This window comes from Virgibacillus sp. NKC19-16, assembly GCF_021560035.1.
Classification (GTDB): domain Bacteria; phylum Bacillota; class Bacilli; order Bacillales; family Amphibacillaceae; genus Virgibacillus_L; species Virgibacillus_L salidurans.
Map to the genome: position 1 here is coordinate 3,073,634 of NZ_CP074373.1, position 20,675 is coordinate 3,094,308.

At 35.9% G+C, this 20,675-nt stretch carries 19 protein-coding genes; 5 read left to right on the forward strand and 14 right to left on the reverse strand.

Annotated features, from left to right (window positions below; translation table 11 throughout):
• Positions 1 to 18: 18 nt before the first annotated feature.
• Genes KFZ58_RS15515 through KFZ58_RS15535 form a run of 5 tightly spaced genes read right to left on the reverse strand, consistent with a single transcriptional unit; the run spans position 19 to position 6,410 of the window.
• The gene (locus KFZ58_RS15515) at positions 19 to 1,539 is read right to left on the reverse strand and encodes a DUF4127 family protein (protein ID WP_235792197.1); all 1,521 of its coding nucleotides are present in this window, start codon (positions 1,537 to 1,539) and stop codon (positions 19 to 21) included.
• 19 nt (positions 1,540 to 1,558) lie between these two features.
• Entirely contained in the window at positions 1,559 to 3,226 is a 1,668-nt protein-coding gene (locus KFZ58_RS15520; RefSeq protein WP_235792198.1) for an ROK family protein, read from the reverse strand.
• Positions 3,227 to 3,266: 40 nt separating this feature from the next.
• Complete coding sequence (locus KFZ58_RS15525) at positions 3,267 to 4,091, reverse strand: carbohydrate ABC transporter permease (protein WP_235792199.1); 825 nt, start codon at positions 4,089 to 4,091, stop codon at positions 3,267 to 3,269.
• A 15-nt stretch (positions 4,092 to 4,106) separates the two neighbouring features.
• Positions 4,107 to 5,015, reverse strand: coding sequence for a carbohydrate ABC transporter permease (locus KFZ58_RS15530; protein ID WP_235792200.1), 909 nt, complete (start codon positions 5,013 to 5,015; stop codon positions 4,107 to 4,109).
• Positions 5,016 to 5,075: 60 nt separating this feature from the next.
• A complete protein-coding gene (locus tag KFZ58_RS15535; RefSeq protein ID WP_235792201.1) occupies positions 5,076 to 6,410 on the reverse strand; it encodes an ABC transporter substrate-binding protein in 1,335 nt (444 codons plus the stop codon).
• A 759-nt stretch (positions 6,411 to 7,169) separates the two neighbouring features.
• Between KFZ58_RS15535 and KFZ58_RS15540 the strand changes: the two genes are divergently transcribed.
• Entirely contained in the window at positions 7,170 to 8,204 is a 1,035-nt protein-coding gene (locus KFZ58_RS15540) for a beta family protein (RefSeq protein ID WP_235792202.1), read from the forward strand.
• Here the strand turns inward: KFZ58_RS15540 and KFZ58_RS15545 are convergent.
• Both KFZ58_RS15545 and KFZ58_RS15550 read right to left on the reverse strand, forming a co-directional pair.
• The gene (locus KFZ58_RS15545; protein ID WP_235792203.1) at positions 8,199 to 8,936 is read right to left on the reverse strand and encodes a sce7726 family protein; all 738 of its coding nucleotides are present in this window, start codon (positions 8,934 to 8,936) and stop codon (positions 8,199 to 8,201) included. The genes KFZ58_RS15540 and KFZ58_RS15545 overlap by 6 nt on opposite strands.
• 115 nt (positions 8,937 to 9,051) lie before the next feature.
• On the reverse strand, positions 9,052 to 9,600 hold the full coding sequence (locus tag KFZ58_RS15550; protein WP_235792204.1) for a sigma-70 family RNA polymerase sigma factor: 549 nt from the start codon (positions 9,598 to 9,600) through the stop codon (positions 9,052 to 9,054).
• 531 nt (positions 9,601 to 10,131) lie between these two features.
• Here KFZ58_RS15550 and KFZ58_RS15555 point away from each other — a divergent pair.
• The gene (locus KFZ58_RS15555) at positions 10,132 to 10,491 is read left to right on the forward strand and encodes an SDR family NAD(P)-dependent oxidoreductase (protein WP_235792205.1); all 360 of its coding nucleotides are present in this window, start codon (positions 10,132 to 10,134) and stop codon (positions 10,489 to 10,491) included.
• 309 nt (positions 10,492 to 10,800) lie between these two features.
• Here the strand turns inward: KFZ58_RS15555 and KFZ58_RS15560 are convergent, their stop codons facing one another.
• The gene (locus KFZ58_RS15560) at positions 10,801 to 11,835 is read right to left on the reverse strand and encodes a DnaD domain-containing protein (RefSeq protein WP_235792206.1); all 1,035 of its coding nucleotides are present in this window, start codon (positions 11,833 to 11,835) and stop codon (positions 10,801 to 10,803) included.
• 158 nt (positions 11,836 to 11,993) lie between these two features.
• Complete coding sequence (locus KFZ58_RS15565; protein WP_235792207.1) at positions 11,994 to 12,500, reverse strand: sigma factor; 507 nt, start codon at positions 12,498 to 12,500, stop codon at positions 11,994 to 11,996.
• Positions 12,501 to 12,793: 293 nt separating this feature from the next.
• On the opposite strand from KFZ58_RS15565, the gene KFZ58_RS15570 reads away from it, so the two are divergent.
• Positions 12,794 to 13,186, forward strand: coding sequence for a helix-turn-helix domain-containing protein (locus KFZ58_RS15570; RefSeq protein WP_235792208.1), 393 nt, complete (start codon positions 12,794 to 12,796; stop codon positions 13,184 to 13,186).
• 117 nt (positions 13,187 to 13,303) lie between these two features.
• On the opposite strand, the gene KFZ58_RS15575 is transcribed toward KFZ58_RS15570, so the two are convergent.
• The 4 genes from KFZ58_RS15575 to KFZ58_RS15590 form a co-directional block, all read right to left on the reverse strand.
• Positions 13,304 to 14,074: an SDR family NAD(P)-dependent oxidoreductase gene (locus tag KFZ58_RS15575; protein WP_235792209.1), complete on the reverse strand. Its 771-nt coding sequence runs from the start codon at positions 14,072 to 14,074 to the stop codon at positions 13,304 to 13,306.
• A 759-nt stretch (positions 14,075 to 14,833) separates the two neighbouring features.
• The gene (locus KFZ58_RS15580; RefSeq protein WP_235792210.1) at positions 14,834 to 15,373 is read right to left on the reverse strand and encodes an ATP-binding protein; all 540 of its coding nucleotides are present in this window, start codon (positions 15,371 to 15,373) and stop codon (positions 14,834 to 14,836) included.
• A gap of 173 nt (positions 15,374 to 15,546) precedes the next feature.
• A complete protein-coding gene (locus tag KFZ58_RS15585) occupies positions 15,547 to 16,611 on the reverse strand; it encodes an ATP-binding protein (protein WP_235792211.1) in 1,065 nt (354 codons plus the stop codon).
• A gap of 7 nt (positions 16,612 to 16,618) precedes the next feature.
• Positions 16,619 to 17,806, reverse strand: a complete 1,188-nt coding sequence (locus KFZ58_RS15590) for a DUF4297 domain-containing protein (RefSeq protein ID WP_235792212.1) — start codon at positions 17,804 to 17,806, stop codon at positions 16,619 to 16,621.
• 261 nt (positions 17,807 to 18,067) lie between these two features.
• On the opposite strand from KFZ58_RS15590, the gene KFZ58_RS15595 reads away from it, so the two are divergent.
• Positions 18,068 to 18,286 (forward strand): helix-turn-helix domain-containing protein, encoded by a 219-nt coding sequence (locus tag KFZ58_RS15595; protein ID WP_235792213.1) that lies wholly within the window; start codon positions 18,068 to 18,070, stop codon positions 18,284 to 18,286.
• A gap of 222 nt (positions 18,287 to 18,508) precedes the next feature.
• Positions 18,509 to 18,733 carry a hypothetical protein gene (locus KFZ58_RS15600; RefSeq protein ID WP_235792214.1) on the forward strand — a complete coding sequence of 75 codons (225 nt, stop codon included), beginning with the start codon at positions 18,509 to 18,511 and terminating at the stop codon, positions 18,731 to 18,733.
• Positions 18,734 to 19,013: 280 nt separating this feature from the next.
• On the opposite strand, the gene nhaC is transcribed toward KFZ58_RS15600, so the two are convergent.
• Positions 19,014 to 20,447, reverse strand: a complete 1,434-nt coding sequence (gene nhaC, locus KFZ58_RS15605; protein ID WP_235792215.1) for a Na+/H+ antiporter NhaC — start codon at positions 20,445 to 20,447, stop codon at positions 19,014 to 19,016.
• Between the last annotated feature and the right edge of the window lie 228 nt (positions 20,448 to 20,675).

Sequence of the window (20,675 nt, forward strand, 5' to 3'; positions counted from 1 at the left end):
TTACCATTTCCTCCTATTTTACTTAAATTTAACTTTCAACTCGATTCCACACTCAAACATCCGATTCCATGGAGCATAGGTATGTAATTCTTCAATTTCACTATGTTTAAAACTATTTTTAATCTCCGCTTGAAAACGACTAAGCAAGCGTTGATCTCGTTCTAAATTTACTAATTTAGCTTTGTCCTTTAAATCAAAATAACTAAGGTTATGGGTTAACAGAAAATCACTTACCATTTCCATTCGTATCTCCGCTTGATAGAAATAATCATCCAATAGATGATACATAATATTTTCTTTTATCCTATCTGCATTCCCAAACTGTCCGATGACACCTTGGGAAATGGTCGTACCTAACGTATTACAATTTGTATTCCATCCCTTATACGATAGCAATTTATCAAGGATTTCCTCTTCATCCAATAACGCAATAAGTTCTAGATCACCACCATTTGCATAGGCAGAGTCCGCAACGATCACCTTTTTACCGGACTCTATCGCCTGCTTTATTTGATCAGTGAAAGACATCATATTTCGAAAAGTCGAATAGGTGATGTCCTTTTTAGACTGATCCCACGACTCTTGCATAACACGACCTGGTGTATTATAAGCTAAAATTAAATCCGCAGAATCAGGATGATCTACCAGTTGACATCCTGCCGCCAAGATATGTCCTTTCATGCTTTCTGCAAAAGGACGATCCTCATACATTGGGATGAGTTGCGCCCCAAGTGTACTACTCCAAATTGGATAAATTTTTGGTTTTAAACCTTTTAAACCATTATAAACACGTGCAAGTAGTGTTGCCCCAACTTCATCTGCCCCAGGATAAATATGAACCTGTTTGTATAAGCGTAGTTTAATGCGTTTGAAACTAATCACTTTTTGATCCATTGCCGTATACCCGTATTCCGCACTGTCATCTTGTGGGATGGCTAAAAAGGTCAAGACTCCTTCCTTCACAAGATCTAGGACACATTCATTAATCATTACATTAAACGATCTTCTTGTTTCATAATCCTCGATAAATTCCTGAGGTATCTCGCGCTCTAAGTCCTGGAGCTGGTCCAATTCTTCAGAAGATAGAATATCATGTGTTTTTTTATCCTTCAAATAGGCTTGTAAGAATATTTCACGACCATAATACTCATAATACGAAGGCTCTTCATCACCTGAACTATACTTTGGTGTACGCATGATTAAATTCGATGCGTAGATAGGTAGATTTGGAAAAGCTTTGTGAAATGAACGCAATCGTTCCATCCACATCAAACCGGTCTCTTCAGACATCTCATGTAAACGTGAAGGTATGATGCCACCATAAATGATCATATCAATACTTAGAATAACAGCATCTGAATCTTCTGCTTCCTTTTGAAGCCATTCCCATAATCTCTCCGTGTTTGAAGGGCTCTTTTTCAATCCAAACAATTCTGCAGGAGGCAATAGTAATTCAATATCTGATGTTGAGTTTGCTATCCGTTTAACAACCTCTGTATTACATGGCCGTTCGTCTATTGGAATATAGATAATTCTCATGATTACACCTCTCAATAAGCTAGATAACTTCTTTTGTTTTTATCGTTTGTTCTTCTTTAAAAAATATATCTAGTAAATAATACAAGGAAATTTCACTTATTGAGTTCAGTTCACTATCTACTTCATCCGCCGTTGGGATTAAGAATGACATATCTGCTCCCTCTAATAATGGAGCATCTTGCTGGCTTGTAATTCCAACCGTCATGGCGCCTTTCGCTTTAGCTACCTGAAACATATCAATAACTTCCGTGTCATATCCTGATAGACTTAGACCAATGACAATCATATCCGGGTTTAATAAATCAGTTGACATTTCCATCTGATAACGATTGGAAAAAGCATCGATTGGCTTACCTAGTTTCATCAATTTATATTTAACGGAATTCATAATGAATGCCATATCTCCGGATCCATATAATAATACCTGCTTTGCTTTAGTAAATTGCTCCTTAAGCAATCTTATATCATTCGATTGGTTTAATGTTTCGATATTATTAAGTATATTTATATAATCCTGCCTTACTTTCACCAAACTGCTTGTATCTGATTTATCATGTAAACGGGTACCAATAATCGCTTCTTTGGCCATTAGACGCAGCTCGTTAAATGAACCAATTTCTAACTTTTTACAAAATCTTGTTATCATCGATTCCGATACATTTATTTTCTGAGCCATTTCTGAAATCGTATTACTTGGAACATCACTCAAATTCATCATAATATATTTTGCAATCATGCTTTCCCCTTTTGTTAGTTTATGATTATTCGATTCAATCATCGTTGTAATTCGATTATAGGGTTGCAATGATTCCTGTATTAGAAAATGTCGTAATGCACCAATCATACCCGCATCATTGAGATGATCCGCAATTTCTATTTTTGTTTTACGAAGAAGAGACGGAATAATATCTTTCTCTAACTGTTCCATGATTAACGGATATAAATAGTCTTTTTGATTTGTAATGCCCCCACCAATAACAATCATTTCTGGGTTCATCATATAAGCAATGGTAGCTATTCCTTTCGATAAGTAGTACACAAGTCTTTCAATTTCTTGAATACAAATGTCATCGCCTTTAAGAGCTAATTCAAAAATCTCTTTACCGGTTATTTTATTCTCTTCAATCCCTTTTTCACTTGCTACATTTCTAACTAAAGTTCTTGTTGAAGCAAGTTCTTCTAATTGACTTCCTTCAATTGGGATATAACCAATTTCACCACCACTAAAGCTGTGACCGGTATGCAACTTATTATCAATAATATAACTTCCACCAATACCAGTACCGATGGTTAAACAAAACAGGCTTTTTGCATCTTTTCCTTTACCAATCCACGACTCTGCTATCCCAACACAATTCACATCATTTTCGACCGCAACAGGTAAACTAAAATAAGCTTCTAACTCTTTCTTTATATGCATCCCTGTGTAATGAGGGACAAGAGAAGAGGCGTACAAAATTTCCCCGTTCTTTGAATCTACCTGCCCAGCAGTACTAATACATATCCCACTAATGTTATACGATTTCATCAATCCATCGCCAATGTGTTTTACTTTCTTTAACACCTCTATCCCACCCAAATGGGCCTCTGTTACCATTTCATTTTTTTCAATAATACCTCCCGTTTCATTTAGAACACCATATTTAAGTAGCGTACCCCCAATATCAAATGCCAAAAAATTCCTCATAATAACTCTCCTCAACATCTTGTTTGCTAACAATAAATCATTATCCTTTTATTGCACCATCTGCTGTCCCAGAGATAAAATATTTTTGTAGCCAAATAAAAATTAATAAACTTGGAATGGTTGTCAAAATGGATGCAGCACTTATTAATTTCAAATTACCACCATCAAAATTCTGTGACATTTGCGCAAGACCAATAGATAATGTGTACATACTACTTTCGGTTGTATTTATTAGCGGCCATAAATAATCTCCCCATGTAAATGTAAAGGTATAGATCGCTAATGATATAACAGTGGGTTTTACAAGGGGCATTGCAACTTTATACCACACTTGAAATTTATTTGCACCATCCAAATATGCAGATTCCTCTAATTCTTTTGGAACATGTAGAAATGCCTGACGCATGAAAAATATTCCAAATGCAGTTGAAATTTGTAAGATCGTTAAACCGATATGTGAATTTCTGAGTCCCAAATCTCCAGCAATTTGAAATAGTGGAGCCATATAGAGTTGGAAAGGTACCGTCATTGTAGCAATTATTAGGGTGAGCACAATGCTTCTTCCTCTAAAGTCAATTCGAGCAAGCGCATAACCTGAAAGGCTACTAAATAGTATATTTAATGGAACGGCAATACCTGTGACAATTATTGTATTCCATAGATACAGCAAAAAATCTGTTTGATTAAACGCATCAATAAAATTTACAAGTGTCGGATCGTCTGGCAATAACCCGTCATAGATACCTTGACCTGGCGATTTCAAACTGATGAATAGGGTGTATAAAAATGGCCCAAACGTGATGAACGTAATACCAATCATCAATATATAAATCAAGATTTTCTTTTGTCGTGAATTTGACTTCAATTTTATTCAACTCCTCTATGCTCTCAAATCATCTTCACGTTGATTTGTCAATTTCATTTGAATCAAGGACCCTATGATTGCTAATGCCAATAAAACTAACCCGGCGGCAGAAGCAATACTAACATCCAAATCTATAAATTTATCATAGATATACATAACAAGAGTGGTTGTTGCTCCAGCAGGACCACCATTTGTTGTCAATGCAATCTCTTCAAATACTTTTAATCCATTAACAATTGTTAAAATAGAAACCAATGTCATAGATGGTACGAGCATTGGAACAGTAATTTTCCTAAATTGTTGAATGCTAGTAGCCCCATCAATACTTGCTGATTCATATAACTGACTCTGAATCGATTGCAGGTTTGCTAAGTAAATAATCATATAATAACCTAACCCTTTCCAAACCGTGATAAAGGCAACTGCTATTAACGCAGTGGTTGAATTGGTAAGGAAATTCATCGGATCATCAATAATGCCAATCGACACTAAGAAACTGGATAAAGCGCCATCTTGGGAATACAACATTTTCCACATGATTGCACCAACAACGATCGGGGTAACAACTGGTATGTAATATAAAACACGAAATAGACCAACCGCTCTTATCTTCTGATTAACTAAGGACGCTAAAATCATTGGCAGAAAAATATTCAAGGGAAGAACAATTGCAACATATAAAATCGTATTTATAAAAGCCATCCAAAACATGTCGTCCGTAAATATTTCCTGGAAATTTTCAAACCCAACGAATTCACTTGTATTGCTAATCAATTCATAGTCTAAAAAACTCCATTGGAATGCTTCAATAATTGGAATAACAAGAAATGTCATTAAAATCACAATCGATGGAAGTAAGAATAACCATGGTGTCATATTTCGCTTTATTCCCTTTTTCGATAATGTGAAAGGATCTCTACTCATATTATCCCCTCCTGAATTTTAGAGACTAGCATAGTAAAAGCTAGCCTCATAGTTTTTTTATTAAAATGTCGGCGCTTCTCCTATTTCTTCAAATGACTCATTCCATTGTTCTGTAATTTGTTGTAACGCTTCCTCTGGAGTTAATTCGCCTTGTAGGTTTTCTACATATGCGATTTTAACTGCCTCATGAAGATCTGCACTATTTTCTAGTGGAGGAATTAATGATTCAGCGCGCTGCAGCGTCTTAGATGCTTCAAGCATCCCCATTGCTTTTGGTGAATCGCCAGGATCTTGGAAATAATCATCCTCTAAAGATTCACTTGTAGAAGGGAGTACTGTTTCTGCAACTTTCGCGAATTCAAGCTGATTTTCAGCATTTGTAACAAATTCAGTTAATGCAACAGCAGCATCTGGATTTTGTGTTTTTGCAGGAATCGAAAAATTCATAACAGCAATATTCATAGGTGCATCTGCACTGTTTAAAGGCTCTCCAGATCTTGACACGTCATATACTTCTGGTGCGCCAGATTCAATTGGCCCTAAGAATGTTACTCCACTTTCAAGAAGGGAAAGATTTCCCGCCATAAATAACTCCTGTGCAGTTCCAAAACTACCTTCCGCATTTTCTTGAGGCATGATGCCTTCTTCATACATTTGCTGCGTCAACGTGAAAAACTCAACAATTTCCTCATTCTCTCCTAATACTGTCTTCCCATCTTTAACAATCGGTTCTCCGTCAGCAATAGTAATCATTTCTTCCATTACCGTGTCCCCTTCGTTGATAATCTGGTAAAATGAAGGGTTTCCTGTTTCTTCCGTTATAGCTTTCGCAGTATCATAAATTTCTTGCATACTTTTAGGTGTCTCGGTAATACCTGCTTGTTCAAAATGGTCACCATTATACCAGCTAACCGTTGTCGTTAAATACCAAGGTAATGCATACAGACTATCGTCATAAAACCCTGCATTAAAAGCACCTTCCAAATAAGATTCTTTTGTTTCATCACTTACCAAATCATTTAACTCTAATAACCCACCTTGTTCGGCAATGTTAACCATATAACGAGGGGCCAAATTGACAACATCAGGAACGTCATCGCCAGTAAGGGAAGTCAAGACCTTTTGTTGTATTTCATTTTGTGGAATATCTTCCATAATTACATCCACTTCAGGGTGAAGCTCTTCAAACTCTGCCTCAAGGTCAGCAAAATACGAGTCAAATGGCTCACCCGATAATGAAGCAGTCCACATAGTAACTTCACCTGAAAGTTCATCAGAGGATGACCCTGAATCCGCTGTCGATGAAGTATCTTCATCACCCCCACAAGCAACTAATCCAACTGAAAGAACCATAGTAAGTAGTGCTAACAACATCCTTTTTGCTCTTTTATTCATCTTCTTACCCCCTTATCATTTTAGAAATCGCCCTATCACAATTGGGAAAGCGTTTTCTTATTACCATCTTACTTGTTTAATAGAAATATTTCAATACTTTTTAAAAATAATTTTTATTTTTATTTTTTTATTGAAAACATTTTTTAGTGAAAGAAGCATGAGGATTTTGAGAATGGCGATAACTATAGAAAAATATTTTCTAGAACAAGAATCTTCGCTTCGCCAGTCTTGCCAGCCTTTCACCGCATCAATCGTGACACCTTCGTCGTGCAGCGATTTCCTTTATCGGCATGTCCATTAAAATATGATATTTCATCCATTTCCACTGATTTACCGTTAGCATACCCTCCCCATGGTCCCATAGATAGGTATCGCCTATTAGGATCCTCATTAAGTCAAGTGCAGGAGGATCTCTATCAAGGCTGTTCTCTCGTATCAAATAGATTATACGATACGAATACGAACACACAAAAAAAGAAGCAAAAACAATAATCTGCTTTTACTTCCTTTACTAATGGTATAACATCAATTTTATTTTAATTTGTTCTTTATCCACGATGGACTGCCCCTTTCGTTAATCAAAGTAAAAAAGGTAAAAGGCTACACTAAGCCTACGAGTCTAAAACCCTTTTACTTACTAATTCCAATGTAATAAAGGATTTATAAAAATTTAAATTTATTTCATTTTTTGCAGGAATAACTAAAATTTTGTCGAATTAGGTATAATGTATCGCAAATAAAAATTCTAGGAGGAATTACATGTCTTATTACCCGGTTTTAAAATTATCTAATGCAGAAATGGGAGCGTTATCCAATTTGAAGGAGGAAACAAAAGAGCTAATTACTCCCATCATAGAATCTAAAATGATTCCTGCAAAGAAAGTTACAGATTGGCAATCAACCTTTCGCACTTTAGGAACATACATCTCAGGTAAAATAGGTGAAACTAATTTCATCTACGACTTTCATTCAGCTTTTGAGAAAATCGGTGAAGTTCATGAGTTAATAGACTCTAAAAGCAGTAAAAATCTAGTAGAGCATTGTATCGATAAATTAGTTGAAGCAGAACTGGATTTTATACCTTGTATACATTTTGATGATCCAGCCTGGATAGTTGATTCAGTTCTTCGTTCAGATCAACCAGAAATTGCAATTAGAATACGGTGTCACGACTTTAACAGTCCGTTGGAAGAAATGATTGTAGAAAGAATTACAGATAAAATTATTCATCAAGCAACTAATAAAAGCTTTATACTTTTATTAGACTTCTACAATTCTCCAATCAATGAAAATAGAATAATGAGTGCACTAAATAACTTCTCTCAGATCAAAGTTAGTAAAATGGTATTACTTCTTACTTCTTGTCCAGAAAATGCAGATAAAGTGTCACCAAATACCTTTTCCTTTGTTAACAGTAGAGATGATCTAAAAACTTATTTCAAATTACGAGATGATTATCCTGAATTAGAATATGGAGATTACACAGTAAGATTAAAGCCACCTCTAGAAAGCTCCAACATAAACTACTACAACACTTATCTAAAGATATTCTATTCATCTGAAGACGATTACTATATTGGAAAGTCTACATTATTGGAAAACGATGGTGTGAAAACAATTCAAGATGTTTGTCAGGAGATAGTAAATAGTGATGTATATAAACATCCTGAGTTTTCTGCTGGAGATAAAGCCATCTATGATTGTGCTGAAGGTAATCTAGAAATTACGAATCATCCAAAGCCAATAGAATTCGGCATAAACCACCATATTGAATTGACTGCAAGACAATTATAGATCCGGTCTCCAATTTTCCCGAGTTTTTAATGACCTATATACATGTTCCCTGATAATGTTGACATCAGCTTCTTTAGAAAAAATTTCAAGAAGCTGGTGTTTTTTTAACTTTTTCATTTTCTTTGGGTATTCCAATACATCAACTAATCCTTCTAGGTCCTTTTTCCATAGTAAACTAAGTAGAATATCTTTATCCTGGGAATCTTGTTTTCTGCCTTTTCTTTTTTCAATCAAACGCATTCCATCAGAACTAATTACTTTTATTCCCCACCACTTAGGTACTGTTTCACAGATTGATTTATAATATTTTCTAGATGACACAATCGTCATACGTTGAAACAATTTATTATAATACGCCATTTGCCTTGGAAGTCTTTCCAGCGTATCAACGTCGCTTTTAATTTCATAACCATGAATAATTCCATTAATAACAGCTACATCCACTCTAGACTTGCCATTATTAATACCTAATTCATTGATTATTCGAGTATCAGGATCATTATCATACTGAGAATAAAGTTCTTCGATTAATAGACTTCTTACTCCTGTATCATTTAAGAGCATTTTTGTCACCTCTAATACATTATTATCAATTATCCATAACTTTTCAAGTCTTGTCTTGCTATTTAGGCAAAATAATAATAGCACTGTTATATTATCCACTACTATTCTAAATGAATTCACTACTAGGGGAGCCTTCCTGTTCTTGTCTGCACTTTCATCTGATAACACGATGCCATCCAGTAATGTACTCCCCTGTGCATTCAGCTATAATATCTAAAAGATTAAATAATCCTCCACAACAAACATCCAAATTAACAGCTATCTAATGTCAGGCAATAATAAATCATCCATCACCCACTCTCCCCCTCAACTTCCGCCTCACTTCCTTCCCCCAACTCTTCACAGCCTCCACCGAAACACCCTCCTGCTCCGCAATCTCCTTCACCGGCATGTCCTCGATCACAAAATACCTCACCCATTTCCACTGATTTTCCGTCAGCTGTCCACGCACGTCCTGCCAAAACTCCGCATCATACAGCGCAGCTCCTGTTTCAGCGACTTTCATCATCGGATAGGAAAAAGCTCCACTCCGATAATAATTGCCGTCATCAATCTGCGTTTTATGCTCCTGCTTATAACTCGCTCCATTATCCTGTTCTCTATTCTGTTTACGCATCAAATCAATCATTCGGTTCCGGATCGTATAGTTAAAGTATGTCGCCATCGGCCCCTTATCCGGCTGGTATTTCTCATAAGCATTCCACATCGCGACCAGTCCTTCTGTATAAAACTCCTGATGTGGATCTCTGATGTTCAGTTTGTGAATCTGATAGTGAATCCTTCTTTCATTCTGCTTAAAAATCTCCTCGAAAGTCACGTTATCTCTATTCATTTATAATAGCTCCCCTCGTCTAAAAAGCACTGCCGCTTTATAGACACATCTCTTTTTAATTACTATCGTATCGAAAGTTGATTTGGTGGCATGAAAGTGAAAAAATTTCATACTGCCTTCTGGGAGTTTATTAACAATAGTAATATAATTATATTTTAGAACTAATGTTCTAATATGTTCTCTAAAAATATTTTAAAAAATGCCCCTTCGTCTTACCTTTTTTCGATTGTAGTGGTGAGGAAGACTGTTTTAACACAATCGCATTATTGCAGCTCAGCCATTGGAAGCAGGAAAGTCATCTCCTTTATTAATGCTACTACTTATAACAAGGCATAGACGGCGTCATTTTTTGTATCATCATTTTCATGGAAATATCAAAATTTAATACAATAAAACACAAAAAAGTAGAAGACTATTTTACTCAAAAAACAACAGGAGGAATGAATAAATGGAACGTCTAGATGGTAAGGTAGCAATTATTACAGGATAAGCACAAGGTTTAGGAAAAGCTATTGCACTATCCTATCCTGCGTGAAAGAAGGAGCAAAAGTTGTCCCAGCCGATATTAACGAAGAAGGAATGAAAGAAGTAGAAAATACGATTAATAACAATGCTGAGATTGGTACACACAGAAACATTGAAACTACCACATATGAAGCGGGCAGTGCGTTTCCAGGAAAGAAATATGGTTCACAAGCAATGATCAAAAATGAAAATGACAGTTCCATTATTAATATGTCCTCCGTCGCTGGTCTTGTTGACGATTCCGAACTTCTCGCTTATGCCGCTTCTAAAGACGGAGTTAAGCAATTAACAAAAGAAGCGGCACTACACCTGGCCAAAAACAAAACCAAGATAGCATTCACCCTGGATACCACCATACCGAATTGATGAAATTAGTTCCGAATAAAAAGTAGATTTTAGTCACGAATCCTATAAATGAATTTGGCGATCCTGAAATAATTGGTCATGCAGCAGTTTATTTGGGGTCCGATAAATCTAGATTTTCAGGCAGAATCCGAGCTAGTAGTTGATGGCAGATACTCAGCCCCATAAAAATTACCATTTCTATAAATAAGGAGAAAGACGACATACAAAAGTATTTCCTCCTTTCTCCGTATTTGCAAATGTTTCCGCTAAAATATAAACCAGTGAAGCAATTGACATGTAGATGATTAGATAGCAACAATCAGCACTACATTAATAAGACACCAACCTCTCACCAGACTTTCCCTCCTTACTACTGAACCTAGCCAACATCCTTGCTACCTCTTCCACAGACACGTCATCCTCCGCTGGCTGCTTGCTCGGCTTAGGCCTCTTCTGCCGATCCTTAAACCAATCCGGAACAACCTCCTGATGACCTGCAGAAGATCCTTGGTAACTGTGCCTCCTTTTGAATGCTTCCTTATCGGTATGCGCCTGTTCCAGTGTTGAAATCCCCTTCTTTTTCCAGCCATTGCATATCGCATTCGCATAGCCCCAGCTCAGCTTATCACGCTCTACCGCCCGCTTCATTGCCTCCATCACCAAAGGCTCACCAAGCTCTCGCACCTGTTCTTCTATGGATGTGCGTATAGATTTTGTTAATTTCCCGATAAAATTTTCCGTGTAATAGGTACGGACGTCCATAGATAATAGATTTTCATTTTGTTTGATTTTCATTTGGTTTTGTTTATGTTTATATAATGAGGCCGTACTGCGGTCCATACTGTGGCTCGTCGCGCTGGTCGTCGTGTCGTTCTTCGTGCGGACCGCTTGCTGGTCCACACTGTGGTCCACCTGTACATCAGCATTCGATTTGTCCGTTGATGCTGCTGCCACATTCCCTGCCATATGGTCCATCCTATTCTCCGCCGGACTGCTTTCCCCAAGCGCGTTAACCTCCATAGCCTCTAAACTATCATCGGACGCGCCCCTGTCATCCGTCACATCCAATCCCTCATCCCACATTTCAGACAATTTCACTAACCGGTAAACCGGAGCACGGTTACTGCCACGTGACTCATAATGAAGATACCCCTTCTCCACCAACTCCTTGCGCGCACGTTTAAACGAACTCATCGACACCCCGGCTCTTAAAGTGAGCGACGTGCTAGGTGCCGTAAACTCTTTTTTCCATCTCACCTTATTATTGATATACATCAGCCCATGCCAAAGCGACACAGCAGAGGCTGAGAGTTGACTTTGCTCGATACGATCATAAAATGTGATAATTTCCTTCAAATAATTCATTTCCATTTTCTCCTTCACGCACTATTTTTTGTGAACCATTTCCTTGAAAAAGGAGCATGAGACTCGTGTGCTCCCTCATCTGTAATGCAATACTCGTTTGTCTCCCCAAGCGCTTCCCTCATCAATCGTAACGCTATCCCGTAAAATAATCTTCTCCTTCAAAGGCATTTCTTAGAAAACTTGATTGTCACCAAGTCTTTCAGCGATGCACTTATGCAATAAGAAAATAGTTTCGTAACTGTCGAATAACGTGACAGGCCCCCCATTTCCCTGGGTCTCCGTGAGCGCTTATTAAATGCCCTTTCAAAATGCTTTATCAAAAATATGGGGTCTTCGGGCTTGATGGTTGAATAGATAGCGGTATCATTTTGCTGGTAATTGCTATCATTCATCTCTTTTTCCTGTAAATAGATTTCTTGCTTTTCTTTTTCTCTCGTTTGCTTAAAGCATTGATTAATGATACGGCTCTGAATGGTGTAAGTAAAATAAGTTGCAAGCGGGCCTTTATCAGGCTGATATTTCTCGTAGGCTTTCCACATGGCAACTAATCCATGGGGGTAGAACTCTTGTTGAGGGTTGCTGATGTTCATTTTGTAGATCTGATAATACATTCTGCGCTCATTTTGTGCGTAGATTTCGTCAAATGTCATTTTTTCATTCGCCATTATTCGTACTCCTCCTAGTCTAAATTCTCCACTAATTAGACATTCCATATGTATTTATCCTTACCCAGCTGCTACATATGCGCTTCATCCGATTATACGATTCTCTTAATAATCACCTCCATTAGACCTAGTCATAAAGAACTACTTTTATTTTAATTTACGATTTCCAGTATATGGGTAAACCGCCCAAATTGTCTGTTATTTATTTTTGTGAAATTAAACCTCCCATTTTGTCCGGTTTTCTATTTTCCTGATGAAATCATGATAATTTTACGCGAAAAGGGGCGTGATGCATGATGGAAGGATTTCCCCATAGGTTAGAAAACCTCCGAGATAATAAGGATTTATCAATGAGGGAAATAAGTAGGAAGATTGGATTTTCGGAAGACGCATACGGAAAATGGGAAAGAGGAGAGAGAATCCCTACCTTCGAAACCATGATGAAGCTGGCAGAATTTCACCATGTTTCGCTGGATTATCTTGCTTATGGCAAAGAATTTCAACAACATAAAGAAGAACAGGATAAGCAGAAAGCCTTCAACAACTGGATTTATGCCTTTCACACACATGAGATAGATACTTCCATCCTTATGCGAAAGGATATCCCCTTGATATTAGCAAAGGAAGACTTGAAATATTTGATAAAGAACCTGGAATGGACGGTGGAACAGAGATTACGAGAATAGGGTGAGGTCCACTGTCCCTATTCCCGCTCGAAACAGAAAAAAGGAGCAGTTTTACCACCCCTTTTTTCCAAACTTATTTTCACCGTAATTCCAAAGCCCCACTGCCTTACTTTAAAATTAAACAGACTGGGCGCCTTGTCCTCCGTCAATTCGATAGTAGGATCCACTTATAAATGAAGCCTTATCTGACGCTAAGAAAACCATTAAATCTGCAATCTCTTCTGCTGTTGCATAGCGATTCATTGGGACAGTAGATGCAAATTGTTCTCTTGCTTCCTCTGAACTTTCACCTGTTGCATTCTTTTCAATCGATTTCATCATTTCTGTATCTACACCTGATGGAGCCACAGCATTCACACGTACGCCGTATTCTGACATCTCCATAGAAGCAGATTTATTTAATCCGATAACTGCGTGTTTCGATGCAACATACGCACTCATTCCCGGTGCACCTAATAAGCCGCCATTCGATGCTGTGTTAACAACAGCGCCGCTTTTCTGCTCCTTCATCACTTCCAGCACATATTTCAACCCAAAGAATACGCCCATCGTATTAACATCGAGTACATTTCTGAAATTCTCCTCCGTTTGCTCTGTGATCGGAGCAAAATCTCCATTAATCCCTGCGTTATTAATAAAAACATCAATATGTCCAAAATGATCTTTTGTTTTTTCTACGTATTCTTTCACTTCATTTTCTTTCGCTACATTTGCTGTAAGCAATAATTTATCTTTTGCTTCAATAGACTCCGCTGCTTTTTCTAATGCATCCTTTTTCAAATCAACTAAAGCCAGCTTAGCCCCTTCTTTAGCAAATGCTTTTGCCGCTTCGACAGCAATGCCTCCAGCAGCACCTGTAATTAATACTACTTTATCATCAAATTGCATGATCGCTCTCTCCTTCTACGATGTGATTGCTTTTAACAGCTCTCCATAATCAGTATTTCACATTAATAAAGATACTATTAAAAGTGACAAATATATGTAATTAAATGTATTTTAATTACATATAAATATTACCGCTTTTTATTAAAAGTTTCTACTAAAATGCTTTTATGTGGGGATAAGGTTTAAAGGAAACAGCAAAACAAGTGATGGGTCTATGATCAGATCGACAGACTGAAACTCCATTATTGTTTATGGGTGATTAATCATGTAGGCATTGCATTTCATGATAAATAATGTTGCTGTGGGGAAAGAGTGCTTCGGCCTATTTTTAACTTAGTCTCGGGGCTTTCAAAAATAAAACCACTGCCATAAGTGCAGCGGCTAAGATTTATATCTATAGTTACGTGCTTTGTCGGAACTTAATAATATTTTTTCAAACATTAGAAACCTTCCATATAAGATCATATAAGCATTAAATTACACATCAATTATTGTTATCTAACGATTTAATAGATTGGTTAAATATACTCTTACTTTTCAGTCAATCCAAAACCTAAAATTCACAACACTGGATGTGTTTAAACCAAAGGGCATCGACATCAACCATTGAAACCTTCCTTATTGCAAACAGATATGAAGACGCTATATACAGCCCCTGCCTTGATCAATAGCCACAACGAGGTTGAACACTGTTATTATTTTATCAATATCGTATGTGGATTGCACGTATCCTAACTAACAGAGTTTTAATATTATAAATTAAACCCAGGAATCAATAATATCTTTAAATATAATATCATTCCACCTCTCTTTCCAAGCCTCAATATATTTAACATCATTAGAAGAAGGCTCCAAATCACATCTATCAATATTTACAACGGATGGCATTATTACCGAATCCCCTATTAATAACGCTTCTCCACTTTGTAAAGAGGGTAATTTATCTGTAACACCAATCTGACTATCAGGTAAGAGCTTTTTCACATAATTTTGGTCCTCGGGGTTTGTTAACCTCATAGCCACAAAGTTATTACATTGTGAAAATATTGTCTCAGAAATCTCAGATGGCCTTTGACTAATTATAGCTAGTGTTTCGCCATACTTTCTACCTTCTTTTGCAATTCTCTCAATTGCCGTGGTAGAGCTTCTATACTTTGCTAAGTTGCTTTTAGGGGCGTATTTATGAGCCTCCTCAAAAGTTAATAGTAATGGCGTTTCATTTTTACCATATAGCTTCTTTTTATAGTAACTAAAATCAAATAATAAACGGGTTATCAGGGATACCGTAATACTTAGCACTTCAAACGGTACCCCACTTAAATCAATAATAGTTACGTTTGACTTTTTATCTTTCTCGTAACCTATAAAACTTTTAATAGTTTCAGCAAATGAGATATTTCTTGATTCTTCACCAAATAAGAATTTTAGTCTTTTATCATTAATCTTACTTTCGAACCTCGAAACAAACTTATCTAGAGATCTGCAAAATTACCGCTTTTTATATTCTGACTTTTTGTTGGATGAAAGTCCAAAATACCATCGAAAAATTTAATAATTTTTTCCTCTTCACTCAATAACACACCTGTGTCTATGTTAGTTTTCCCTTCTTTTTCAAGCTGGTAGGAATCATCTACAAAAGTGATTCTATCTGGTGATTTGGCATTTTTGGTTTCATTTTTCAAATTTTTAAGACCGTTAAGTATTTCTATGATGTCAAATTTAAGTGGGCTATCAAAAAAAACTTCGCCTATATCCTTATTTTCTTTCTTTTTATTGATAGTTATTAGTTTTCTTAGAATAGATGCTTGGTTATAATTATTAAAGTCTCCCGCTTCCAAAAACAATTCTTCTAATTCATCAGCATTTAATAGCCAATATGGTAGTATTAAGTTATCTATATCTATTTTATTAGCCCTCGGAAATGCATTACCATACTCAGAGTGAATATCGAAAATTACAATATGTGAATTATTCAAACCCTCGTAATGACCTTTCTTAATAGAAGACGCATTTTGTATTATTTTAGCAGTTGTATGGGACTTCCCTGATCCACTTGCCCCTACTATTGCTAAATGTTTGTTAAAAAACTTATTACCATCTACTGGAACTGCAACCGTATTGTTATTAGATAAAGTAGAAAAAGCAAACTTTTTATCTTCTTCAATTGAGTCCTCGAATATTTTCTTTATGTATGTAATCTCTGCTGGTTTAACAGATTTCGGTGGAATTGATAAAGTATCTCCACCTCTGTAGAATTTCTCGTCCTTTAACACTCCTAAAGGACTTGCTTCTATAATATATTTTCTTTCTAAATCAAAATAACTACTATTTCTCTCATCAATCTTTTCTACTTCTATTAGATCTATTGAAAAACTTTCGACAATGGCTATTAATATAACATCTTTATCATCTGCTATTTGTAAGTATGAGCCTACTTTTAAATCTTCCTCTGCAATTTTAAAATCTTCTAACCTTTCGACAGATATTTTAACTTTATCAGGCTTTACCGTTATTACTTCTGCATTAAATTCACCCATTCTTTAATCACCTCTGAAAAAGAAAACCTGTAATATCATCTGGTTTTTCTATTTGTATATAGTTAAAATCAGTAAACCCTTGTCTAGCTATGGAGCTGTCAGTATATAAATTATATACCTTTTTTATACCTTTTATACTATTAATAATTACATCTAAATAATCTATCTTGTTTATAAATTTGAGTTCAATATTATTTTGCGGGTTACATTTTTCAATAACATTTTGTAAATTGAAATCCGCATTCTCAAAACTAAAACCATCTCTAAAAAAATAACCTTCTTCTAAAAGTTCAGTCTTTATTATTTTTAATACTTCAGCGCTGATATTGTAAAAACAAATATAGGGAGCTGGGGACTTTATTAATGTGCCCTTCTTCAAACTCGCTTTTTTGAAGAATCTGTCTCGAAGTCTATAAATTATTTCTTTTAATTCATTCTTGTCAGTATTACCATGTACCTCAATTATAAAAATCCTTTCATGAAAGTTAATATTACTTTCTCTGAAATATTTATTGTAAATTAATGAATAATACTTTTCCTTACCTAAAAAATCACTGTAAGCCGAGTAAAATATTAATTCTTTATTGCCTCTAATTAACTCTATTAATTCGTATTTATTACAAATTCTGTTTTTCTTTTGATCTGGAGGATTATTAACAACCTTTTGTTCAATATATTTATACATTTGAGCATAGTAGATACATGCTTCTTCTTCACTGCAGCTGAATTCTTCAGTTATTTTATAAATCAAATTCTCAAATTGACTTTGAAATGCAGATGTAAATATTAAGTTAAACTTAGCAACAAATTCTACTTTTAACTTCTCATCAAATGTATATTGAGTATTACCAACTTTGCAATCACCAATAATTTCATTTAAATAATTTACATCTATAGTTAATATTTCTTCTTCCTTCTTATTTTGGAAAAAAGCATACAAAATCGGAGTTCTTTTATCGGTTTTAAACAATTGTAATAATTGACAAACTGGCTTTTTAATCTGGGATTTGGTGTAACTCGTTCTTTCTTTATACTTCACTTGGACAATAACATTTTTATCACTGTAATCTTCCGTTTGTTCTATTTCTATCAGCTTCTCATAATCACTCTCCTCTATAATTTTCATAAGTATATAATCATATTGAAAGTTAAAACCTTTAATTGCATAATATCCACCATCTACTACATTGCTCATAATATATCCTCTATTCTATCTATAATTGAAAAATTACAAATTATATCTATAATCCATTATACCAACTTTATCCAAGCTTTCAACAGAAAAAATAGTTTTGAATAAAAGCAAGAAATCAGTGCTAACATTCGACAATTTCCTTACCAAACCAGTTATTACCACAATCTTAATGTAAATGCAACAAACAACAAAATACTATATAAGTAGTATCAATTACCATCCTCCCTAAGGATAATAATCCTTGAGAAGGAGGGATGGAAGTTGGACATACATACTTTGCTGCATCGATTGGCGCAAAATTACCGTAAACATCGAATAATAAATCACATGTCGCAGGCAGAATTGGCAGAACGATCTAATTTAGACGAGAAGTATATAACCGGACTGGAAAATGGAAGAGAGAATCCTATCTATATAGCACTCTATAAGCTATCTGAGGCGTTACATCTTCCTCATCCGATGATTGATTCAATTGCATAAGAGGATGACATCTAGACAACAAGACCTCTTATCCCACGTATGTATAATACTTCTGCTGACACTCTAATTCTTTGCATGACCCCCGGCCCCCTTCTTTATCCACTTCACAAATAAGCAATACCATGACTATTAAGAAAGCAGCGAACGACGGATCTATTATCAGATCCACTACCTGAACTCTATGACCCCCACCAGGAATACTTTCAAGAAGGACTCTGTGCGATGTGGAATGCCTATAAGCAGTATGATCCCGATAAGGGGCTGATGGCGACCTATTTCAACTTCATGATCCTCAACCGACTGATTGATCTTCTACGCAAGGAAAACCCGCGAGAAAGAACATCTACAAACTGTCCTGACAGAATTAAACACAGAAGCGAAAATCTGACAACCCATTGTTTCAGTTTCACCTCCTTATCTTACCGAAATAAAAACTCCTTTCCTTAAAGGAAAAGAGTTAATGGGAAGTTATAAACTTCCTGATACTAATAATCTAACTGCTTTTTTAGGCATTTTTATTCGTCATTCGTTCGCCTTTTATTCACATCTCTTCATTATTTGTTGAGATTTGACACTTCATATAGCATTTTTAAAAAATGACTACCTTTGTAACCCTACCTCAGCACAGTTGATAACTGCTGGGGCGAACCATTCCAATACCATCTATATTCACTCAACGAATTAACTTGCAATCGACAACACGAAAAACAAGAGACAAAAACCACAATTATTTAGCGATATGTTCAGATAACTGCTTTGAGGAATCATCTAATGTATCTTTATCATTTTCCAATGTAATTGTAAACCCTGTTATAGAGTAAATTACGGTGATCAATAGTGTGAAAAATGTTAATAAACAAAACGGGATAAATTCCATTGGACTTACGCCTAACGTACCTGCTATGAAAACTGCACTTGTATTCCACGGAATAATAGGCCCACCCAGTGTTCCAACATCCTCAATTAAGCGTGATAGATTTTCCCTTTTGATTTTGCGTTTTTCATATAATGGCCGCATTAAAGTTGCAGTCATGATTAAGGCAAAGCTATGTGTAGCACCAATCATATTAGATGTATAGCTCACCGCAATTGTTGACAACAGTAGCCCACGATTTGTTTTTATCCTTTTTGAAAAGGAATTTAAAATTGAGGATAAGAAGCCAGCCCCTGATAGGACTCCACCGAATGCCAAAGCAAATATAAATAGGGCTAAAATTTCATACATACTTGTGACTCCACCCCGATTTAACAGACCATTTATAAAAGAATTGCCAGCTTCTATCGAAAAACCGCCATACAAAGCAGAAAATCCATCTGTTATTGAGAATCCCTGATGTAAAACTCCCACTACGGCTCCAATTAACGCCCCTAAAAATATGGAAGTGACAGGTGGCTTTTTCATAATTAGCAAAGTCAGAACTACAGCTGCAGGGATAAGCGCTATCCATCCTATTTTAAACAACTCATCTAACGAACTTGTTATCATGTTAATTCGTTCATAATCAAGATCTGCTCCCCTATATCTAAACCCAATTAATTGAAAGACAATAATCGATAATATAACAGCTGGAACAGTCGTCCACATCATATGCTTAATGTGCTTGAAAAGGTCCACCCCACCTGAAATTGCAGGTGCCATATTCGTACTAGCAGACAATGGGGACATTTTATCACCAAACCAGGCACCAGTAATGATTGCGCCAACTGTAATCCCTGCAGGAATTCCAAGACCACTACCAACACCAACAAGCGCTACACCAGCGGTTCCAATTGTACCCCAAGATGTTCCTGTTGCAAGAGATACAAAAATACACATAATAACCGCGGTTGAAAGAAAATATTCAGGTGAAATAACCTTCAGGCCTGCATAGATTATTGTTGGCACCGTACCAGAATACATCCATGCACCAATTAATGCACCTACAGCTAATAATATTAAAGCGGCTGGAAGAATCTTTCGAACCATATCATATGCGAACGCTTCCACTTCCGAAAAACTAAACCCAAGTTTCATAGCAAATGGTATTACTGTAATGAAACCAATAAAAAGCATGATCTGTAAGCTTGCATCAAATACTATGAGACCAATAACCATAATCAATGTAGCTGTAAGCAAAGTTAGGATTGAAAATTTAAGACTTGGCAATTTATTTTCCGACATTTATTCTCTCTCCTTATTTCAAAGTAATTGAACCTTCTCCGACTAGTGCTATAGGTATTTCCTCAAATAGTCACTTCATAAGTGCAAGCTCGTACACCTTTGGGATCAAACATGAACATTCAGTTTTAGTATCAAATTAACAACTATTCTATGGTTACTTTAAGTTTTCCGAGTGACTTTCAATTGGGCATTCTACTAATTCAGATAATTAATAAACACATCCAAAAT